Raw genomic sequence first — 18,592 nt, 5'->3', positions numbered from 1 at the left:
AATTCAGACCTTGTAGACCGGCACCGTGTGGCACCAGCGATCCTTGTACTCTCGGTCGGCACGACCGAATGAATAACGCAGAGGTTTGCCCAGCGCTTGCGCGTGCGCCCAGGCCTCTTGGGTGTTGACGAAACTCAGCACACTGCCGGGGCTGAACTCGCGGCTCTGCGGGTCGACACCACCGTTGATGTATTCCAGCGAAACCCATTGCGGGGCCTCGACGCGATAGAGCACCTGAATGGCGACGGGCGCCGATTCGAGCATCACCACCGAACCGGTCATGAACTCGCGCAGCAAGGTAAAGACCTCAACCAGCCCGGCCTTGCCCGGCACCTCGAAGCCCCAGCGCCGCTGAAACAGATCGCCGTAAGCGGCAGCCTGTTCCTGCGGCGTAAAGTCGGACATCGGCACCAGCGATCCACCCGCCTCTTCCAGCAGGCGCTGTTCGCGACGCTGGTTATAGCGGAACTTCTTCGAATATTCTTCCGGCAACCGGGCCAGCGCCAGGCCCTCAGGCTGTGGCTTCAGCGTGCTGATCTGCCCGGCATTGAGCTGGGACACATAAGCCACGCGCTGGCGCACCGGCACGATGACGTCTGGCGCGATCGGCAGAATGATTTCCGCATTGCCCATGTCCAGCAAGCCACGCTTGCCCTCGCGCTTGAGCACTTCCTTGGACAAGGCAACATGCCGCCCCCAGCAAGGGATGGCGGCCAGCACATCACCGCCAACGACCCAGCCCAGGTAGCGCAACTCGATGCCAAGGAACGTCGACAAGCGCTCGACGACTTCGGGGTGTGTAGCAAAACTGCCGCCGAAACGTTGCCAGGCACGGGCGTAGCTGTCCCGGTCGATTTCGGTCCAGCCACGCTCGCGAAAGCTGCGAAACATCGTCAGCATACGTCGGTCGCGTGTGCCGGCTGAGGCTCGTCACCCTCTTCAAACTCTTTGGCGTGCAGACGGGCGTAATAGCCGTTCTGCTCGAGCAATTGTGCGTGAGAGCCGCGCTCGACGATGCGACCTTCGTCCATGACCAGAATCAGGTCGGCTTTCTCGATGGTGCTCAAACGGTGGGCGATCACCAAGGTCGTGCGGTTTTTCACCACATGATCCAGGGCAGCCTGGATATGCCGCTCCGACTCGGTATCGAGCGCGGAAGTGGCCTCGTCGAGAATCAGCAGCGGTGCATCCTTGAGCAACGCCCGGGCAATGGCGATGCGCTGACGCTGGCCGCCGGACAGCAGCACACCGTTTTCGCCGACCATGGTTTCGTAGCCTTGCGGCATCTTGATGATGAACTCATCGGCATAGGCTTCGGTAGCCGCGCGCTTGACCTCATCGAACGGCGCACCGGCCAGATCACCGTAGGCGATGTTGTTGGTCACCGTATCGTTGAATAGCGTGACCTGTTGGGTCACCAGAGCAATCTGCCGACGCAGGCTGCGCAAGGTGAAGTCCTGCACCTGCACGCCATCGAGCAAGATCTGGCCCTGCGCATCATCATGCTGATAAAAGCGCGGAATCAGGCTGGCCAGGGTCGATTTGCCACTGCCCGAGCGGCCGACCAAGGCAACCATTTGCCCCGGTTCGACGACGAAACTGATGTCATTGAGCACCGCTTTGTCGGTGTCAGGATAGTGGAAGCTCAGATTGCGCACTTCCAGACGGCCTTCGAGACGATCTTGCTCGACCGTGCCCTGATCCACTTCCGCCGGCTCATCCAGTTGCTCGAAAATACTTTCGGCACCGGCGACACCCTTCTGAATCGTCGAGCTGACCTCCGACAACTGACGGATCGGCTTGGGCAACAAGCCAGCCATGGTGATGTAGGCCACCAGATCACCCGGCGATGCATCGCCGCGAAGGTACAGGACGAGGAACATGACCACCGCCATGGCGCTGTAAGTCACCAGCTGCAGCATCGGCGTGTAAACGGCGCCGGTCTTGGTCATCGTCAACTGCTTGTCGGTGTTGCTCTGGCTGGCATCGCGAAAGCGATCCTTTTCGTACTGCTCGCCGCCAAAACTGCGCACGACGCGATAGCCGTGAATGGTCTCGGACGCGACGTGCGTGACGTTGCCCATCGAGACCTGGATCTTCTTGCTTTGCTTGCGGAATTTTTTGCTGGTGCTGTTCACCATCAAACCGATCAACGGCAGGATGGCGACCATCACCAGCGTGAGCTTCCAGTTCATCCACAACAGTGTGCAGAACAGGAAAATCACGGTCATGCCTTCACGGATGACGACTTTGATTGCATCCGTTGCCGCGCCGGTGACCATGGTCACGTTGAAGGTGATCCGGGAAATCAGGTGGCCGGAATTGTTCTTGTCGAAGAAGCGATTGGGCAACTCCAGCAATTTATTGAACAACACCACCCGCAGGTCATGCACCAGGCCCAGAGAAACCCGCGCCAGGAAGAAGTTGCCCAGGTAAGAACCCACGCCCTGCCACAACGCGATGAAGACGATCATCAGTGGCACTGTTTCGAGCAACTGCAGCTTGCCCAGATAAGGGTTGCCCGGGAACAGACTGGCTTCAGGATTGGCCAGACCGTCGACAAAGTACTTGAGGATGTAGGCGAGCATCGGTTGAGTCGATGCGAAAATCAGAAACCCGACGATGCTGAGAAGGAAAAGGCCGGCATAAGGCCGCACGTAAGCCAAAAGGCGGAAATAGATCGCCAGCGTGGACTGGGCTTTCGGTTCAGGACTGCTCATGGTGATCCGCGCAATTCAGTGAGGCGCCGATGATATCACACGCGTTTTTGCCCCGATAAACATGACTTCGAACCAGCTTTCGACCAAGTCGGTTAAGATACCCCGCTAATGATGGGGAGCCGGATATGCAATCGATTGATCACAGCACTTACGAGGCACTGCGCGAGGGTGCACACGTATTGGAAGCCGACGGTTCCGGCGACAAAGTGCTCAGATTGGCCGATGGACGCATGCTCAAGCTGTTCCGCCGCAAGCGGCTGCTCAGTTCGGCACTGTTCTACCCCTATGCACAACGCTTTGCCGACAATACACGGATCCTCGAACAACGCGACATCCTCTGCCCCAAAGTCATCGCGGTCTACCGCATCCCGAGCATCGAACGTGACTGCGTGTATTACAGCCCGCTGGAAGGCAATACAGTGCGTCAGCTACAAGGCACTGACGAAGAGGCTGACACACTGAGATTCCAGCTGGGCGGGTACTTCGCCCTGCTGCACGAAAAAGGTGTGTACTTTCGATCACTGCACTTTGGCAACGTCGTGCAGACCCCCGACAAGCGTTTGGGCCTGATCGATATTGCCGACCTGCGCTGCCAGAAGCACGCGCTCAGTGACAGTAAACGCCTGCGTAACTTCGCGCATTTGCTGCGCTACAAGGAAGACCGCCAATGGCTGCTCGGCCAGGACGCCGGCGACACGTTTATCGAGGGCTATCGGCAGGCACTCCCGAGCAACCGGCAAGCGCCGCTGATCTCGCGCCTGCGCCCGCTGCTCGGTTAAGCCTTAGCGGCCGATGACCACTACAGTGGCACCTTTGCGATTGGCGAAATGCTCGATGATGCGCAGCTTGTGCGCCACCAGCCACTCATTCAGCCAAGGCTCGTCACCCTTGGCCTCGATGAGGAAGTACTGATAGTCGCCCGCGTGCGCTGCCGACATCGCTTCCTCTGCGGTCAGTACCGGCAACACGTAGCCGCGACCGGCGTAATAGCTGATCCGTCCATCCTCGAAATAGGTCTTCGCCCCTGGCTCGACATGGGCCGACAACCAGCGTCCGGCCTGGACGTAATGGGTTTTGCCGGCCCCGGTGGAGATGACGTTCGACAGCATCACCAGCAAACACAGAACCACCAGCCACCTGCCCCAACGCGGGAACTCGCGAACAAACGCCGCCAGCCCCATCGCCAGCACGGGCACAAACAACAGATTGAGAAAGCTCAGGTAGCGCGTATTCATGAACTGTTGCTTGATGAAAAACAGCACCAGCACGATCAGATACAGCAGCGCCGCCCAGGCGAAGGGTCGATAGTCGCGCCAGTAGACGCCTAGCACCCCCCAGTTACGCCGCAGAATGAAGGGAACGGCGAAAGGCCCCATCAACTTCACGAAACTGATGGTCATGGTCGCCAGGATGCCGAAGAAAATGATCCGCCCGGCTTCATCCTGGGAGTACTTGTTGATGAGCGAATTGGCAAACTGATCGCACAGCATCTGAAAGGACGCGAACACACTGTGCGGGGCAATCATGTCCAGATACAGCATCACTCGCGCCGACATGAGTACACTGGTTGCCGAAATGGCCAGCAGCCCCAAAACCGGCAGCAGCGAAAACTGGGCAAACTGCATCCGTCGGCCAGATGACCACAGGTTGGGCAACTGCCACAGAGCCAACGCCGGCACCAGCAATAAGGCCTCCAGCCGAAACAAGGCTGCTGCGACGATTGCCAGGTGGATGAATGCCGCGCGCAACCAGCCGCCACGAGCTTGCCAGCGCAGCGCGAGCCAGAGCGTCAGCGTGCAGAAGAACCAGAAACCGCACTCACGGATGATGTCGTTTCGAAAGGCATTCACCGCCGGCATGGCCAATACCACCAGGCACGCCCAACGGGTGACCAGCGCAGACCGCTGACGCACGCAGTCCACCATCAACGCGCTGGTGCCGGCAAAAAAGAGTGCACACCAAAGATAGGCACTCAGCTCCAGCGGCAAATGCAGGATGGAATGCGTAGCGGCCAGCAGAAAGGAAAACCAGGGCCAGTCGAAAGTAGCCCAAGCCACATTCGGCCCGTGCTCGGTGACCTGTTGCGCAATATCGATATACAGCGCGGCATCACGCCCCACTGTCGCAGTGCCCAGGACGGCTATCAGCGATAACAGCGCGCTGCCCACAAACGCCAGCCAGACCGGGTATTTGTCGATGATTCTGGAGACTCGAGTTGCCACACTACCGCCCGTACCTTTCACCCAGCCACCTCACCGACATCCGTTACAAGGTACGCGCACATCACCGCGACCCACTTACCGAAACAGCAACCGCAAAGCCTTGCGGGTGTATGACCAGCGTGAAAACGTCCGCCAGTCTGCACGCAAAGCCTGGAAATAGAACGACCTGGCCAGCTTGTACTCGCCATGGGAATAACAGTCGCGAAACAGCGACAAACAGCGCTGTGCCAGAAACGCCTGGCGCAGATCACACATTTCTTCGGGCATTCTTCGACTGGAAAACACTTCGCTGACGACCTGCTCCGTACCGGCAGCAAGACTCTGGCGCAAATCATGGCGCATGCTGTCGGCGTGCTTGTGGATCAGTGCCAGAGGCTTGTCTAGAACGGTGCAGGGGTAGCGCGCCAGCACTTGGGCAAACACTGGCAGGTCCTCGACGTTGCGCAAATGTTCCGGGTAATTGCCCAGAGCGAACACTTCGCGGTGCATCGCACAGGCACCGTTGGAAATCGACACCGTCTTGTTCAGCAGGTAACCCTGCAGGCGCTGGCGGGGCGTCACAGGCAAAGGCCTGGCCGCCTGCAAACTGCGGCGGCCGTCAGCGAACACTGACCAGTGCGCACCGATCACCATAAGGGTCTGCGGATGACTGGCAATGTGCTGCGCAAGCGCAGCCAATGCACCGGGAGCCATTTCATCGTCAGAGTCGAGAAACACCAGATACTGCCCGGTTGTCTCTTCCAGCCCCCGATTGCGTACCGACGACAATCCGCCGTTGCTTTTACGCAGCGCGCGAAAACGACCGCCATGCTTGAGCAGGAGCCTTTCCACTACCTCAGGCGTATCGTCCGTCGACCCGTCGTCGATGACCAGCAGATCCGCCGTCGTTTCATCCAATTGTGCCAACACCGACTCCACTGCACGAGGCAGCGTTCGCGCATAGTTGTAAACCGGAATGACGACGCTGATCAGTGTTTCAGTCAAGTTCGTATCCTTTCACACCCTCTTTTACGACCAGAATATCTTCCATGATCAGGTATTCCAGATCCGAACCGAAAAACATGTTCAACGCGTCGGTCGGCGAGCAAATCATCGGTTCGCCACGACGGTTGAGCGAGGTGTTCAGCGATACGCCGTTACCGGTCAGGTTTTCCAGCGCCTTCATCATGTCGTAGTAGCGCGGGTTGTATTCACGCTTGAGGACCTGGGCACGAGAAGTGCCATCTTCATGGACGACTTCCGGCACACGGGTCTTCCACTCTTCCGCCACTTCAAACGTGAAGGTCATGAACGGTGCCGGGTGATCGATCTTGATCATTTGCGGCGCAACAGTGTCGAGCATCGACGGGCAGAAAGGCCTCCAGCGCTCGCGGAACTTGATCTGGTGGTTGATGCGATCAGCCACGCCAGCCACGCTTGGGCAACCAATGATCGAACGACCACCCAATGCACGCGGGCCGAACTCCATACGTCCCTGGAACCAGGCCACGGGATTACCATCAACCATGATTTTGGCGATCTGTTCCGGCATGTTATCGAGCTTGCGCCACGCTGGCTTGTTCTCGTGACGGGCGCAAGCGGCGATCACGTCCTCGTTGCTGTACGACGGGCCGAGGTAGACGTGCTCCATCTTCTCGACCGGCACGCCACGGGCGTGAGACACGTAGGCAGCGGCGCCGACCGCAGTGCCGGCATCGCCGGACGCCGGCTGCACGAACAGCTCTTTGATGTCGTCGCGGGCAATGATTTTCTGGTTCAGTTTGACGTTCAGCGCACAGCCACCGGCGAAGGCCAGTTTGCCGGTTTCCTTGAGCACGTCACCCAAATAGTGATCGATCATCTGCAGCGCCAGCTTCTCGAACAGCGCTTGCATGCTCGCGGCGTAGTGAATGTAAGGTTCGTCAGCAATATCGCCTTCGCGCTTCGGCCCCAGCCACTCGATCAGCTTAGGCGAGAAGTAGAAGCCTTTGCCCTTCTCTTTATAGCGGCGCAGGCCAATAACGTTGGCGTAGTCGGTGTTGATCACCAGCTCACCGTTTTCGAACGAGGCCAGACGCGAGAAATCGTACTTGCTGGCATCGCCGTACGGCGCCATGCCCATGACCTTGAACTCACCGTCGAGCATCTCGAAGCCGAGGAACTCGGTGATCGCGCCATACAGGCCGCCGAGGGAGTCCGGATCGAAGAATTCCTTGATCTTGTGGATCTTGCCGTTTTCACCGTAGCCAAAGAAGGTCGTGGCGTACTCGCCCTTGCCGTCGATACCGAGGATCGCGGTTTTTTCTTTGAAGCCAGAGCAGTGGTAGGCGCTGGAGGCGTGAGCCAAGTGGTGCTCGACTGGTTCGATCTTGATCTTCTTCGGATCAAAACCCAATTGCTCCAGGCACCAGACAATCTTGTTGCGGTAGCGCTTGTAGCGGCGGTTGCCCATCAGGATCGCATCCAGGGCGCGATCCGGCGCGTACCAGTAACGCTTGGCGTAGTGCCAGCGCGCCTTGCCGAACAGGCTGATCGGAGCGAACGGGATCGCAACTACGTCAACGTCGGACGGCTTGATGCCGGCCTGCTCAAGACAGAACTTCGCCGATTCGTAGGGCATGCGGTTCTTTGCATGCTTATCGCGTACGAAGCGCTCTTCTTCAGCCGCCGCCACCAGCTTGCCGTCGATGTACAAGGCTGCTGAAGGGTCATGGCTAAGGGCGCCGGACAGGCCAAGAATCGTCAATGCCACAGGGGTCTAGCCTCTTTAGTCTGCGTGCAGGCGCGATGCGCCTTGAAAATTGATGTGCCCCCGCACAGGGCGAGTGACAGCTAAAGGGCGGGATTATAGCGTAAACGAGTAGGGAATTACCCTGTGCGATTGCCCTCGGGGTGAATGGTTTGGAGAAACCTTACCCTGCTACTCAATAACTGCCCTTGCGCCAGTAAATACCAAGATTGCCGTCGGTGAGCTGACGATAAACCGTATAGGGCAACGCTACTGTATCGAATACTCCGGACAATGGCAGATCCAGCAACACGAATGGCACCAGAAAACCGCTGGGATCCGGCGGCGCGTTCAACACGCAGAAGTCGAAGGCCAGACCGCTGTAAATCCGCGGAATGGACTGGCAATAGGTTTTTTGTTTGCGCATGTCCCGCGCCACGTCGGCATCGTCCTGCAAGACAGTCATGGCGCTGCCACAGCCAGCCAGAATCCATGAAAATACACCCAGCGTTGCAGCCTGTTTAATGGTCAAAATTCGCCCTCCAAGGTCGTTGGGCAAATTAGCATCGGGACTGAACAGGGCACAGTTCATGGCTTCTGGAGAAGCTGTAGGACAAGTCGCTGAATCTTGTCCTCTACTGCTGGTTTGTCTCAGGGCACGCTGGAAATATCTTTCGGCAACCGCAGATCAATAATCTGATACAGCGCGCTGCTTTCGGGCCAGTTGCGCATGAATCGCGCACGGTCACGGGCATAGGCCGGCGCGAAACTGCCGACAGATCCATGCTGGCACATCGAGTCCAGATCGATCAGCGCCCAGCGATCCTGCTGCCAGAACAGATTGTGTCCCTTGAAGTCGCCATGGCTGATCCGCTCGTCAATCAATCTGGCGAACAACTGATCCAGCGCCTGCAACTCCGCTTCCGGCGCTTCACCACTTTCAACGTACGGCGCAAAGCGCTCGATGATATCCGGCCCCGGCAGGAACTCGGTCACCAGATACGCACGGCTGCGCAGCCACAAAAAGCGCTTTTCCAGCACCGCCAGCGGTTTGGGTGTGGCGATGCCGAGAAACGCCAGGCGATTGCCTTCGCGCCACGAATGCCAGGCCCGACTTGGCCGCCAGAAACGCTTGAGCCAATGCGCAAAGCCCTTGATGTTGTAGCGCTTGATCACCAGCGTGCGCGCACCGGCCTGAATCTTGCCAACGCTCGCCGCACCACCGGTCTTGTACAGGTGACCCTGATCAAGCAACGCATCAGCCTGCTCCAGCACCGGCAGCATGGCTGACTCTTCTTCGCGGCGGATCGCGCGCAGAGCGAACGCTCCACGCTGCACACTGAACAGCGTGCACTCGCGACCGACCTTGATCAGGAAGTCTTTCAAACGCCAGCGCCGCACTTTGTCGATCTGTTTCTGCAAGGCCTCCAGCGGCAACGCATGCTCGCTGTTGCTCAACAGGTAATACACCAGCAGCTCTTCAGTGAACGGTTCCAACGCCTTGGGTAACTGGGCGAAAAACACCCCGAGATTTTCCAGGACTTTTTGTCGCGACAACGGCTGGCCGGCGGTTTCTGCGCAAATCCCGGCACCGTCAATCAAGTACAACTGGTCGCCGTGGCGCAACAGATTGTCCAGGTGCAGATCTTCCTGCCAAAGCCCTTTGCCGTGCAATTGGCCAATAGCGCCCAGCGCCTCGGCCAGCACCGCCGATTGTTCATCGGCCAACACCGGCAGCGACTCGACTTTCGCCCAGGCATCGCCAAGGCTTTCGGCACCCTCAAGGAAATCGAACAGCAACCAGCCACCTTCGCCATTTTGCAAACCATCGGCCAGGAGCAGCGGCGTGGTCAGGCCTTGCGCAGCCAGCAAGCGCACGCCTTCCAGCTCGCGCTGAAAATGCCGGGCAGCTTTGCCGCCGACCAGCAATTTGGCCAGCACCGGACGCCCGCGCCAGACACCGGCGCCAACGTAACGCTGTCCCGGCAACACCCGCAGCAGGCTCAGCAATTGCAGATCAGCACTGCCGGCGGCATCGGCCAGCGTCACCGTCAGTGGCAATTGCGGGGCTCGTCCGGCACCGGCCAGCTCGGACAATTGCATCAGCGGGTCTCCTTGTGGCTGCGACGCGCGGTCAGCCGGGCCAGCCAACTGTCCAGCAGCGCGCTGTCAGTGGGCTGATCGAGATAAGCCGCGAGCAATTCACGCAGTTGCGCCTCGTTCCATTCCGGTGCGCGACGTTGCAGCGGTTCCAGATCCTTGATCCGGTCGCGCATACCAAACAACAACGGCCGGGTCTTTTCCAGGTCGATCAATTGCGCCTGATACCCGTCACCGGTGGCTCGCAGAAAAATATGTTTGGGATAGAAGCAGCCGTGCACCTGACGCACGCCGTGCAGATGCCGCGCGAGCAATCCGCAGGCCTTGAGAGTGGCCGACTGTTGCGCGGTACTGAGCTGCGCCCAACGCTGCAACAGCGATTCCAGATCACTCCAGCCATCGAGTGCCCGAGTCAGCAGAATGGCACGGACTTCGCCGTTGACCTTACGCTCTCCGAAAAACGCTGCTTGCAGCGCCGGGATACCGAGCTTGCGATAGCGACTGATATTGCGAAACTCGCGGGCAAAGCTTGGCTCGCCGAAAGGCGCATGCAAGGTCCGCGTCAGGTAGTTACTCTGGCGCTTGAGGTAATAACCTTGCCCTTCAAGATCCAGACGGAAGACGCTGCTCCAACCGCCACGGGCGGTATTGGGTTCGTCCACGGCCTCAAGCTGCTTCGCCCAAAGCGCGTCAAAAGTGCCAAGACCATGGCGCTCAAGCAGTGCGCGGTCTTCAGCGGCGAGAAAATCAGTCATTCGCGTCCCTCGAAAAATCTCACCACGTGCCGAATCCGTTTCTTGTCGGCGCTATCAAGCCGATCGCACTGGCGGTATTGCTTATAGAAGCGCAGGCGTTGGGTATTGGACAGGTGGTATTTGGCGAGTTTATCGAGACAGGCCAGATCCTTGGTGATCCGATACTTGAGCCAGAAGCCGCGCCAGAACTCGCCGTTAGGGCAATCGATCAGAAATATCCGCGCCTGATCATCGATCAACAGGTTGCGCCATTTCAGATCGTTATGGGTAAATCGGTGATCATGCATCGTCCGGGTATAGCCGGCCAATTGCCGACTGACACCGTCGACCCAGGCGCGATCCTTGAGTTTCGGATCCTTGCGCTCGGCGAGCGCCGAAAGGTCTTCGGTGTCAGGCAGTTCACGGGTGATCATGGCGCCACGATCATACGCCGCGCCACGTCGCTCCAGCCCCCAGGCCACCACTTCAGCGGTGGGAATGCCCCACTTGGCGAAGCGCTTGAGGTTCTGCCACTCCATCTTCACCCGCGGCTTGCCGAGGTAACGGCGCAAGCCTTTACCGGCGCCGACATAGCGTTTGACGTAATAATTGACGCCGTTGCGCTGCACGCGAATCACTTCCGACAGCGGATCACGGGTCAGGCGTTCGCCCTGCAACGCAAATACCGCTTCGAGACTGCCGAAGTCTTCGGCGAGCTCGCTGTATTGCGGCTCGAGAGTCCAACCCGCCATCAGAGCGCATCCCCGTAACGCTGTTTACGCGCGTAGAGTTTGTTGGCCTTGCCTTCCAGCCAGCTCAGCAACGGCGCTTCTTCAGCCAGGATCTGGCGCAGCGGTTGCTGGAAATAGCCTTTGAGGAAACGCAGTTTGTCGCGGCGGGTCAGGCCGATGTCCAGCGCGGAAAAGTACAGCGCGGCCAGATCTTTATTGCGCCAGCGCTGCGTGATTTTCGCGCGGGTCTGGGCACGGTGCAGGTCGATCACTGAGAGTTTGAAGTCGTCTGGCGTCACCGGTTTATCGGTGTGCAGCAGGAAGTGGCAGATGTAGCAGTCACGATGGTTGACGCCAGCGCGGTGCATCATGCCGGTCATGCGTGCGACTTCGGCGATCAGCGCGCGCTTGAGTTTCGGCTCGGGCGGCTGCTTGACCCAATCGATGCTGAAGTCTTCGAGGCTGATGGTCGGCGCCAGTTCTTCGGTGACGATAAACGAGTGCTGATCTGCCGGGTTACTGCCCTTCTCGCCGTAAGCCACGGCAGTCATGGTCGGCACGCCGACTTCCTGCAGACGCTGAATGGCTTGCCACTCCTGGCCCGCGCCGAGAACCGGCAGCTTGGCGGTCAGCAGATTCTTGAAGATCTCGCCCCAGCCGATACCTCGGTGGATCTTGACGAAAAATCCGTTGCCATCGACTTCCGTGCGCAGCGTCCGGCGTGCTTCCAGCTCGCGGTATACCTCGCCCTGCAAGCCTTCGACTTCAGCGAACGGGTCGCGGCCGGCCCACAGGCTTTTGAACGGTTCAGCCAGCATCAACTTCATTAAGCGTGCTCCGCCAGAATCACATCGGCCGCGTGCTGCGGCATGCTGTAGAGGTCGGCCGTCTCGGCGAAGGCCAGACCATTGCGGCTCCAGGCCGCGCGTGCAGCGTCGTCATGCAACATTTCAGTCAAGTATTGCGTCAGTTGCGCCTGATCGAACGGTTCGTCCAGCACTCGCCCGGCATCCGCCTCGGCAATGTAATGGGCGTAACCGCAGACCGCGCTGACCAGCACCGGCAAACCGGCGACCAACGCTTCAAGCAGCACAGTACCGGTGTTTTCGTTGTAGGCCGGGTGGATCAACAGATCGGCGCCGAGCAGGAAACGCGGGATATCGCTGCGCCCCTTGAGGAACGTCACGTTATCGCCCAGACCCAAAGTTGCGCTCTGCATCTGGAATAATTTGGGGTCATCCTGGCCGATTACAAACAGCCGGGTGCGTTTCTTCAGTTCGGCAGGCAATGCAGCCAGCGCTTTCAGGCTGCGATCGACGCCTTTGGTCTTGAAGCCGGAGCCGATCTGCACCAGCAGCAGTTCGTCGTCCTTGAGATTGAATTCAGCGCGGAAACCGGCGCGAATTTCAGCGGCATCCGCCGGGCGACGACGATCCTGGGCGATGCCTGGCGGCAGCAGATGGAAACGCTCAAGTGGCGTGTCGTAATGCTTGATGAACAGCGGCTGCTGCACTTCGGAAATCATCAGCACTTCGGTCTTCGCATCCTTGGCGAACACTGCGCGCTCGTACTCGGCGAAGTGGCGATAGCGACCCCAACGGCGGTACAGCGAATTGCGCAAGTTCTGCGCCTTGTCTTCGAAGCAGCCATCGGCGGCGTAGTAGACGTCCAGCCCCGGCATCTTGTTGAACCCGATCAGGCGATCGACCGGGCGCTTGGCCAGGTCCGCTGCCATCCACGCGCTGAGTTTTTCGTTGCGACGATGGTTGAAGAACGCCTTGACCGGCGCCACCAGCACCTCAAAACCGGGCGGCACGTCGCCTTCCCAGATCAGCGTGTAGACGCGAATCTGGTGACCGCGCTTCTGGCATTCAAGGGCGATGCGCATGAAGTCGCGCTGCAAACCACCGAACGGGAAATATTTGTACAGGACGAATGCCAATTGCATCAGCGCAGCTCCTCAGCCATTAACAACGTGCTCAGTCGGCTGGCGACACGCTCGGGGTTCAGACGCGTGAAGCACAGCGGCTGTTCACGCTTCAGGTCAAACTGACGGGCATCCTGCGCGGTCGGTTGATAGGTACATTTCTTTTGCAGGCATGGCGCGCATGGGAAGTCGCTGGCCAGGTGAATCTGCAACTTGCCGTAGGCGCCGGTCAGGCCCGGGTTGGTCGGGCCGAACAGCGAGATGGTCGGCACGTCCAGCGCGGCGGCCAAGTGGCCGAGACCGGTATCCACCGCGACGCAGGCTTGCGCACCAGCGAGGACTTTGCCGACGCCGGCCAGATTGAGCTTCGGCAGCACTTCGGCGTGTTTGAAACCGGCGGCGATGCGTTCGGCGCGGGCCTTTTCCTGTGGGTTGCCCCACGGCAGTTTGACGCCGACGCCGAGGTAGCCGACGCGTTCAGTCAGTTCGCGCCAGTAACTTTCCGGCCAGTGTTTGGTGTCCCAAGTAGTGCCATGCAGGAAGACCACAAAGGCGTTTTTGCGCGGCAGCTCGACCAGACGCTCGACGTTGAGGCCGTAATCGCCCAAGCCTTTCGGCAAGTCGTAGCCGAGAGCGATGGCGAACAGTTGGCGCACTCGCTCGACGGCGTGCTGACCGCGGGCCACAGCCAGTTTGCGGTCATAGAAACGCGAAGCCATCGGCTCTCGCGCCGAACCTTTATCGAGGCCGGCTACCGGCGCTTTGACGTAGCGGGTCAGCCAGGCGCTTTTCAGCAGGCCTTGAGCGTCGATCACCAAGTCGTATTTATTGGCGCGCACACTTTGTTTGAAGCGTTTCCACTCGCCGCTGGTGATGGTTTTCCAGAGGTTTTTGCGCCAGCGACGGATCGCCACCGGAATCACTTTGCCAACGGCCGGGTGCCAGGTCGGGATCTCGGCGAAACCTTCTTCCACTACCCAGTCGAACTTGATTCCGGGAATGGCCCGGGCGGCGTCGGTCAGCGCCGGCAACGCATGAATCACGTCACCCAGCGATGAAGTCTTGATCAGCAGTACCCGCAACTTAATGAACCTCGACCACAGAGCCCTGCAACTTCTGCAAGGCATCATTGACCGCGTCCGGCATCAGCTGGCGCAGGCAGTTGTAATGGCCGAAGCGGCAGGTGCGGTCGAAGCACGGGCTGCAATCGAGGCCCAGACGAACCACTTCGACATGCTCCGCCAGCGGCGGGGTGAAGCCCGGCGAAGTCGAGCCGTAGACGGCTACCAAGGGGCGGTTCAGCGCAGCGGCGACGTGCATCAGACCGGAGTCGTTGGAGACCACCGAGTCGGCGCAGGACATCAGGTCGATGGCCTCGGCCAACGAGGTACCGCCGCTGAGGTTGACCGATTCTTCACGCAGGCCAGGAATCAGTCGAGCGCGGATGTCTTCACCGACCGCATGATCGTTCTTCGAACCGAACAGCCACACCTGCCAGCCTTCGCGAATGCGCGCTTCGGCGACTTTAGCGTAGTGCTCGGACGGCCAGCGCTTGGACTCGCCAAACTCGGCGCCAGGGCACAGGGCCAACACCGGGCGGTCGAGGGTCAGGCCGAACTTGGCCAACGCTGCTTCGCGAGTGACCGGGTCGATTTGCAGGCTTGGGCGCGGATACGGCTTCGGCAATTCGGCATTGGCGTCATAGGCCAAGGCCATGAAGCGCTCGATCATCAGCGGATAGCGTTGTTTGTCGAGGGTGCGCACATCGTTGAGCAGGCCGTAGCGGAATTCGCCGCGCCAGCCGGTGCGTTTCGGGATGCCCGCGAAAAACGGCACCAGCGCCGACTTCAGCGAGTTGGGCAGCAGGATCGCCTGATCGTACTGACCACGCAGGGATTTGCCGATGCGTCGACGCGTCGCCAATTCCAGCGCGCCGTGGCCGAGCGGGAAGCTCAAGGCCTTGCGCACTTCGGGCATGCGTTCAAGGATCGGCCGGCTCCACTCAGGGGCCAGGACGTCGATTTCGCATTGCGGGTGGCGCTGCTTGAGACACTGAAAGAGTGTCTGCGCCATCACCATGTCACCGACCCAACTGGGCCCAACGATCAGAATATTCATGTGGTTTCCAAAAACGAACCGGGGAGGCATTTACGCCTCCCCGCCTCGAGAATCACTGAGGGAGCGGCACTGCTTGCGATGGGTCATTACCTTCAACATGACTGTCGACTGTCACTCCGCTATCGCGAGCAGGCTCGCTCCCACATGGTTTTGCCTCTGTTCACACATCTGCGACTCACCGCAGATCACTGTGGGAGCGAGCCTGCTCGCGAAGGGGCCAGCACATTCAACATCCATGCTGGCCGACCGACCGCCTTCGCGAGCAGGCTCGCTCCCACCTCTTGAATCTCATTGCCTTCATTGGCTTGTTTTAGCTTAGCCCCATCTCTTTCCATATCCGTAAAACCTGCCGGCGTTCGTCGGCAAACTGGTCACCCGGTATCACCCCGGCGTCCTTCTGCAACGCCTGCCGGTGAGCGGCGGAGCGGTAGGCTTTATAGGCCTCGCGCAGCAAACTGGCATCTTCGGCAGGCATCAGCCCTTCGTGTTCCAGCTCTTCCAGAATGCGGATGTTATCGGTCCAGCGCAGCAATGGCGGGTGGCTTTGCGACCACGCCAGAGCCGCGTATTGCACCATAAATTCAATATCGACGATACCTCCGGCGTCCTGCTTGAGGTCGAAGGGCGCTGTGGCGTCGAAGGCATTTGCCGCCGTGCCGGCTGCGGTGCTCTTGGTGCCGAGGTTATCGCGCATTTTCGCGCGCATCTCACTGACTTCTTGTTGCAACTTGGCCAGATCGCGCGCCTTGCCCAAGACCTGCGCGCGGACTTTCTCGAACGCCTGACCGACATCCTGACTGCCGACCAGCACCCGCGCCCGCACCAACGCCTGATGCTCCCACGTCCAGGCTTCATTTTCTTGATAGCGCGCAAATGCCCCCAGCGAACTGACCAACAGCCCCGAAGCACCGGATGGCCGCAGACGCATGTCCACTTCATAGAGCTGACCGGAGTTGGTCTGCGCCGTCAGCAAGTGAATGATTCGCTGCCCCAATCGCGTGAAGAACTGCGCGCCATCAATCGACTTCGGCCCGTCGGTTTCCGCCTGCGGATCGCCGTCGTGGATAAACACCAGGTCCAGATCCGAACCATGCCCCAGTTCCAGGCCGCCGACTTTGCCATAACCAACAATGATGAAGCCGGGATCGCACAAGGTGCCGTCGGTGCGCAGCGGTGTGCCGTACTTGGCCACCGTCTGGCGCCAGGCCAGGGCCAGCACTTGCTCGAGAATCGCCTCGGCCAGCCAAGTCAGGTAATCGCTGACTTTCATCAGCGGCAGGCTGCCGGCGATTTCCGACGCCGCCACGCGCAAGCGGTGCGCCAATTTGAAATGGCGCAAGGCTTCCATTTGTTGTTCGAGGTCGTCTTCGGGAATCCGCGTCAGGCGCTCGCGCAGTTCAGCCGCCAGTTCCGGCGCCAAGGGCGGCTTGAACAGTCGGCCTTCGTTTAACAGTTCATCGAGCAGCAACGGGAAGCGCGTGATCTGCTCTGCGATCCACGGGCTCGCCGCGCACAGCGTCAGCAAGCGTCGCAGTGCACCGGGGTTTTCCGTCAGCAAGACCAGATAAGCCGAGCGCCGAGCGACCGCTTCGACCAGCGGCAACACCCGCTCAAGCACCAGATCCGGATTGGCGTGTTCCACAGCCTGTGCGAGCAGACGCGGAATAAAGGCATCCAGACGCTCACGCCCCAACCGCTGCATCGCGCGCAATTGCGGGCTGCTGCGCAATCCGGCCAACGCTTTCAGGGCTTTGCTCGCGTCAGCAAAACCGCCCTCTTCCAACTGCCGGCACGCGGCCTCCTCGTCCTGCGCCTCTTCCCACAGCGGCAGCCATTCACCGCCGACCACCACTTCGCTTTCGGCGCCCTCATCTTCATCGGGATCGGCAATCACCTGGGCGAAGTGCCAAGCGACGCGACCGCGCCAGAACATCAGTTTTTCATGGAAAGAATCCCAATCGGCAAAGCCGAGCATGAAGGCAATGCGCGCTTGATCCTGCGCGCCATCCGGCAGCATCTGGGTCTGGCGGTCGGCAATCGCCTGAATCGCGTGTTCGGTGTAACGCAGAAATTCGTAACCCTCGCGCAACTCGCTGATCACCGCCGGCGGTAGATAACCCTGCCCCTCCAGCGTGCTCAACACCTTTAATAGAGGACGCTGCTGCAAGCTCAAGTCGCGACCACCGTGGATCAACTGAAAGGCCTGAGCAATAAATTCGACCTCGCGGATACCGCCGGAGCCGAGTTTGATGTTGTCGGCCATGCCCTTGCGCCGCACTTCCTGCTGGATCAGTTGCTTCATGGTGCGCAGCGCTTCGATCGCCGAGAAGTCCAGGTAACGGCGGTAAACGAACGGCCGCAGCATGTCGAGCAACTGCGCACCCGCCACCTGATCGCCTGCCACCACCCGCGCCTTGATCATCGCGTAGCGTTCCCAGTCCCGGCCCTGATCCTGGTAATACTGCTCCAGCGCATTGAAGCTCAGCACCAGCGCGCCGGACGAACCGTAAGGGCGCAGGCGCATGTCGACACGGAACACAAATCCGTCGACGGTCATCGGATCCAGCGCCTTGATCAAGCGCTGGCCGAGACGAATGAAGAATTCCTGATTATCCAGCGAGCGCTTCACGCCCACCGTTTCGCCGCCCTCGGGGTAAGCGAAGATCAGATCGATGTCCGAAGACAGGTTCAACTCAACGGCGCCGAGCTTGCCCATGCCGAGGATGACCATTTGCTGCGGCTCACCGCTGCGGCGGCCGGTCGGCGTGCCGAACTGTTCGCAATGGCGGCTGTACAACCATTGATAAGCCTGGTCGATGGTGGCGTCAGCCATGTCCGAAAGATCCCGGCAGCTCTGTACCAGATCGGCCTGGCGGGTGAGATCGCGCCAGATGATCCGCACTTGATGACGGGCGCGCTGGCGGCGCAGGGCGCGACCGAGTTCATCTTCATTCTGGGCCGCGTTCACCGCAGCGGCAATCTGCGCACACAATTCACCCGGTGCGAAGGCCCGGTCGAGTTCGCCGGACTGCACCAGTGTGAGCAACATCAAAGGGTCACGAACGCTCTGTTCAATGACGAATTCGCTGGCGGCGGTGACGCGGGCGAATTGCGCCCAGCGCTCTGGCGTCCAGTTCGCCAGGCCGTGATCGTCTTCCAGCGCGGCGACGGCCGTACGGAACGACTGCTCCGATCGAGTGACCAACGGCAGGAGAATGGCGGGCAGTTCGGCAAGCACGGGCAGGGTCATGGTCTATCCTTGATCGGCGTGTAAATGGCCGCTTGTAGTGATTGGTGAAAAGCCGCTACCCGGAAGACTGTCGAACAAAAGTT

Annotated in this window: 15 protein-coding genes; 1 reads left to right on the top strand and 14 read right to left on the bottom strand. The window is 59.8% G+C overall.

Annotated features, from left to right (window positions below; genetic code table 11):
* Window positions 1–3: 3 nt before the first annotated feature.
* Complete coding sequence (locus ACOYXH_RS28140) at window positions 4–900, bottom strand: GNAT family N-acetyltransferase (protein ID WP_116255770.1); 897 nt, start codon at window positions 898–900, stop codon at window positions 4–6.
* Window positions 894–2,720, bottom strand: coding sequence for a lipid A export permease/ATP-binding protein MsbA (gene msbA, locus ACOYXH_RS28135; RefSeq protein WP_095047262.1), 1,827 nt, complete (start codon window positions 2,718–2,720; stop codon window positions 894–896). Before msbA ends, ACOYXH_RS28140 begins: the two co-directional genes overlap by 7 nt.
* Window positions 2,721–2,845: 125 nt before the next feature.
* Between msbA and ACOYXH_RS28130 the strand changes: the two genes are divergently transcribed.
* Window positions 2,846–3,499, top strand: coding sequence for a toluene tolerance protein (locus ACOYXH_RS28130; protein ID WP_095125335.1), 654 nt, complete (start codon window positions 2,846–2,848; stop codon window positions 3,497–3,499).
* Window positions 3,500–3,502: 3 nt separating this feature from the next.
* Here the strand turns inward: ACOYXH_RS28130 and ACOYXH_RS28125 are convergent, their stop codons facing one another.
* From ACOYXH_RS28125 to glnE, 12 genes are all read right to left on the bottom strand, one after another.
* On the bottom strand, window positions 3,503–4,942 hold the full coding sequence (locus ACOYXH_RS28125) for a hypothetical protein (protein ID WP_245398016.1): 1,440 nt from the start codon (window positions 4,940–4,942) through the stop codon (window positions 3,503–3,505).
* 75 nt (window positions 4,943–5,017) lie between these two features.
* Window positions 5,018–5,926: a glycosyltransferase family 2 protein gene (locus tag ACOYXH_RS28120; protein WP_095047259.1), complete on the bottom strand. Its 909-nt coding sequence runs from the start codon at window positions 5,924–5,926 to the stop codon at window positions 5,018–5,020.
* The gene (locus ACOYXH_RS28115) at window positions 5,919–7,673 is read right to left on the bottom strand and encodes a carbamoyltransferase family protein (protein ID WP_095047258.1); all 1,755 of its coding nucleotides are present in this window, start codon (window positions 7,671–7,673) and stop codon (window positions 5,919–5,921) included. The genes ACOYXH_RS28120 and ACOYXH_RS28115 overlap by 8 nt, the downstream gene beginning before the upstream one ends.
* A 172-nt stretch (window positions 7,674–7,845) precedes the next feature.
* Entirely contained in the window at window positions 7,846–8,181 is a 336-nt protein-coding gene (locus tag ACOYXH_RS28110) for a YceK/YidQ family lipoprotein (protein ID WP_093430131.1), read from the bottom strand.
* A gap of 119 nt (window positions 8,182–8,300) precedes the next feature.
* Window positions 8,301–9,752, bottom strand: a complete 1,452-nt coding sequence (locus ACOYXH_RS28105; protein ID WP_460066875.1) for a lipopolysaccharide kinase InaA family protein — start codon at window positions 9,750–9,752, stop codon at window positions 8,301–8,303.
* Window positions 9,752–10,504, bottom strand: a complete 753-nt coding sequence (locus ACOYXH_RS28100) for a lipopolysaccharide kinase InaA family protein (RefSeq protein ID WP_460066873.1) — start codon at window positions 10,502–10,504, stop codon at window positions 9,752–9,754. Before ACOYXH_RS28100 ends, ACOYXH_RS28105 begins: the two co-directional genes overlap by 1 nt.
* Window positions 10,501–11,235: a lipopolysaccharide kinase InaA family protein gene (locus ACOYXH_RS28095; RefSeq protein WP_093430128.1), complete on the bottom strand. Its 735-nt coding sequence runs from the start codon at window positions 11,233–11,235 to the stop codon at window positions 10,501–10,503. The genes ACOYXH_RS28100 and ACOYXH_RS28095 overlap by 4 nt, the downstream gene beginning before the upstream one ends.
* Window positions 11,235–12,041 carry a lipopolysaccharide core heptose(I) kinase RfaP gene (gene rfaP, locus ACOYXH_RS28090; protein ID WP_258709143.1) on the bottom strand — a complete coding sequence of 269 codons (807 nt, stop codon included), beginning with the start codon at window positions 12,039–12,041 and terminating at the stop codon, window positions 11,235–11,237. Before rfaP ends, ACOYXH_RS28095 begins: the two co-directional genes overlap by 1 nt.
* A complete protein-coding gene (locus ACOYXH_RS28085; protein WP_095047255.1) occupies window positions 12,041–13,162 on the bottom strand; it encodes a glycosyltransferase family 4 protein in 1,122 nt (373 codons plus the stop codon). Before ACOYXH_RS28085 ends, rfaP begins: the two co-directional genes overlap by 1 nt.
* Window positions 13,162–14,223: a lipopolysaccharide heptosyltransferase I gene (gene waaC / locus ACOYXH_RS28080; RefSeq protein ID WP_077570514.1), complete on the bottom strand. Its 1,062-nt coding sequence runs from the start codon at window positions 14,221–14,223 to the stop codon at window positions 13,162–13,164. The genes ACOYXH_RS28085 and waaC overlap by 1 nt, the downstream gene beginning before the upstream one ends.
* Before the next feature lies 1 nt (window position 14,224).
* Window positions 14,225–15,259, bottom strand: a complete 1,035-nt coding sequence (waaF, locus tag ACOYXH_RS28075) for a lipopolysaccharide heptosyltransferase II (protein WP_449122624.1) — start codon at window positions 15,257–15,259, stop codon at window positions 14,225–14,227.
* 310 nt (window positions 15,260–15,569) lie between these two features.
* Window positions 15,570–18,509, bottom strand: coding sequence for a bifunctional [glutamate--ammonia ligase]-adenylyl-L-tyrosine phosphorylase/[glutamate--ammonia-ligase] adenylyltransferase (gene glnE / locus ACOYXH_RS28070; protein WP_258709142.1), 2,940 nt, complete (start codon window positions 18,507–18,509; stop codon window positions 15,570–15,572).
* Window positions 18,510–18,592 lie beyond the last annotated feature (83 nt).

This window comes from Pseudomonas sp. Mb7 (genome assembly GCF_054790525.1).
This window is presented reverse-complemented; position numbering and strand designations above follow the sequence as displayed.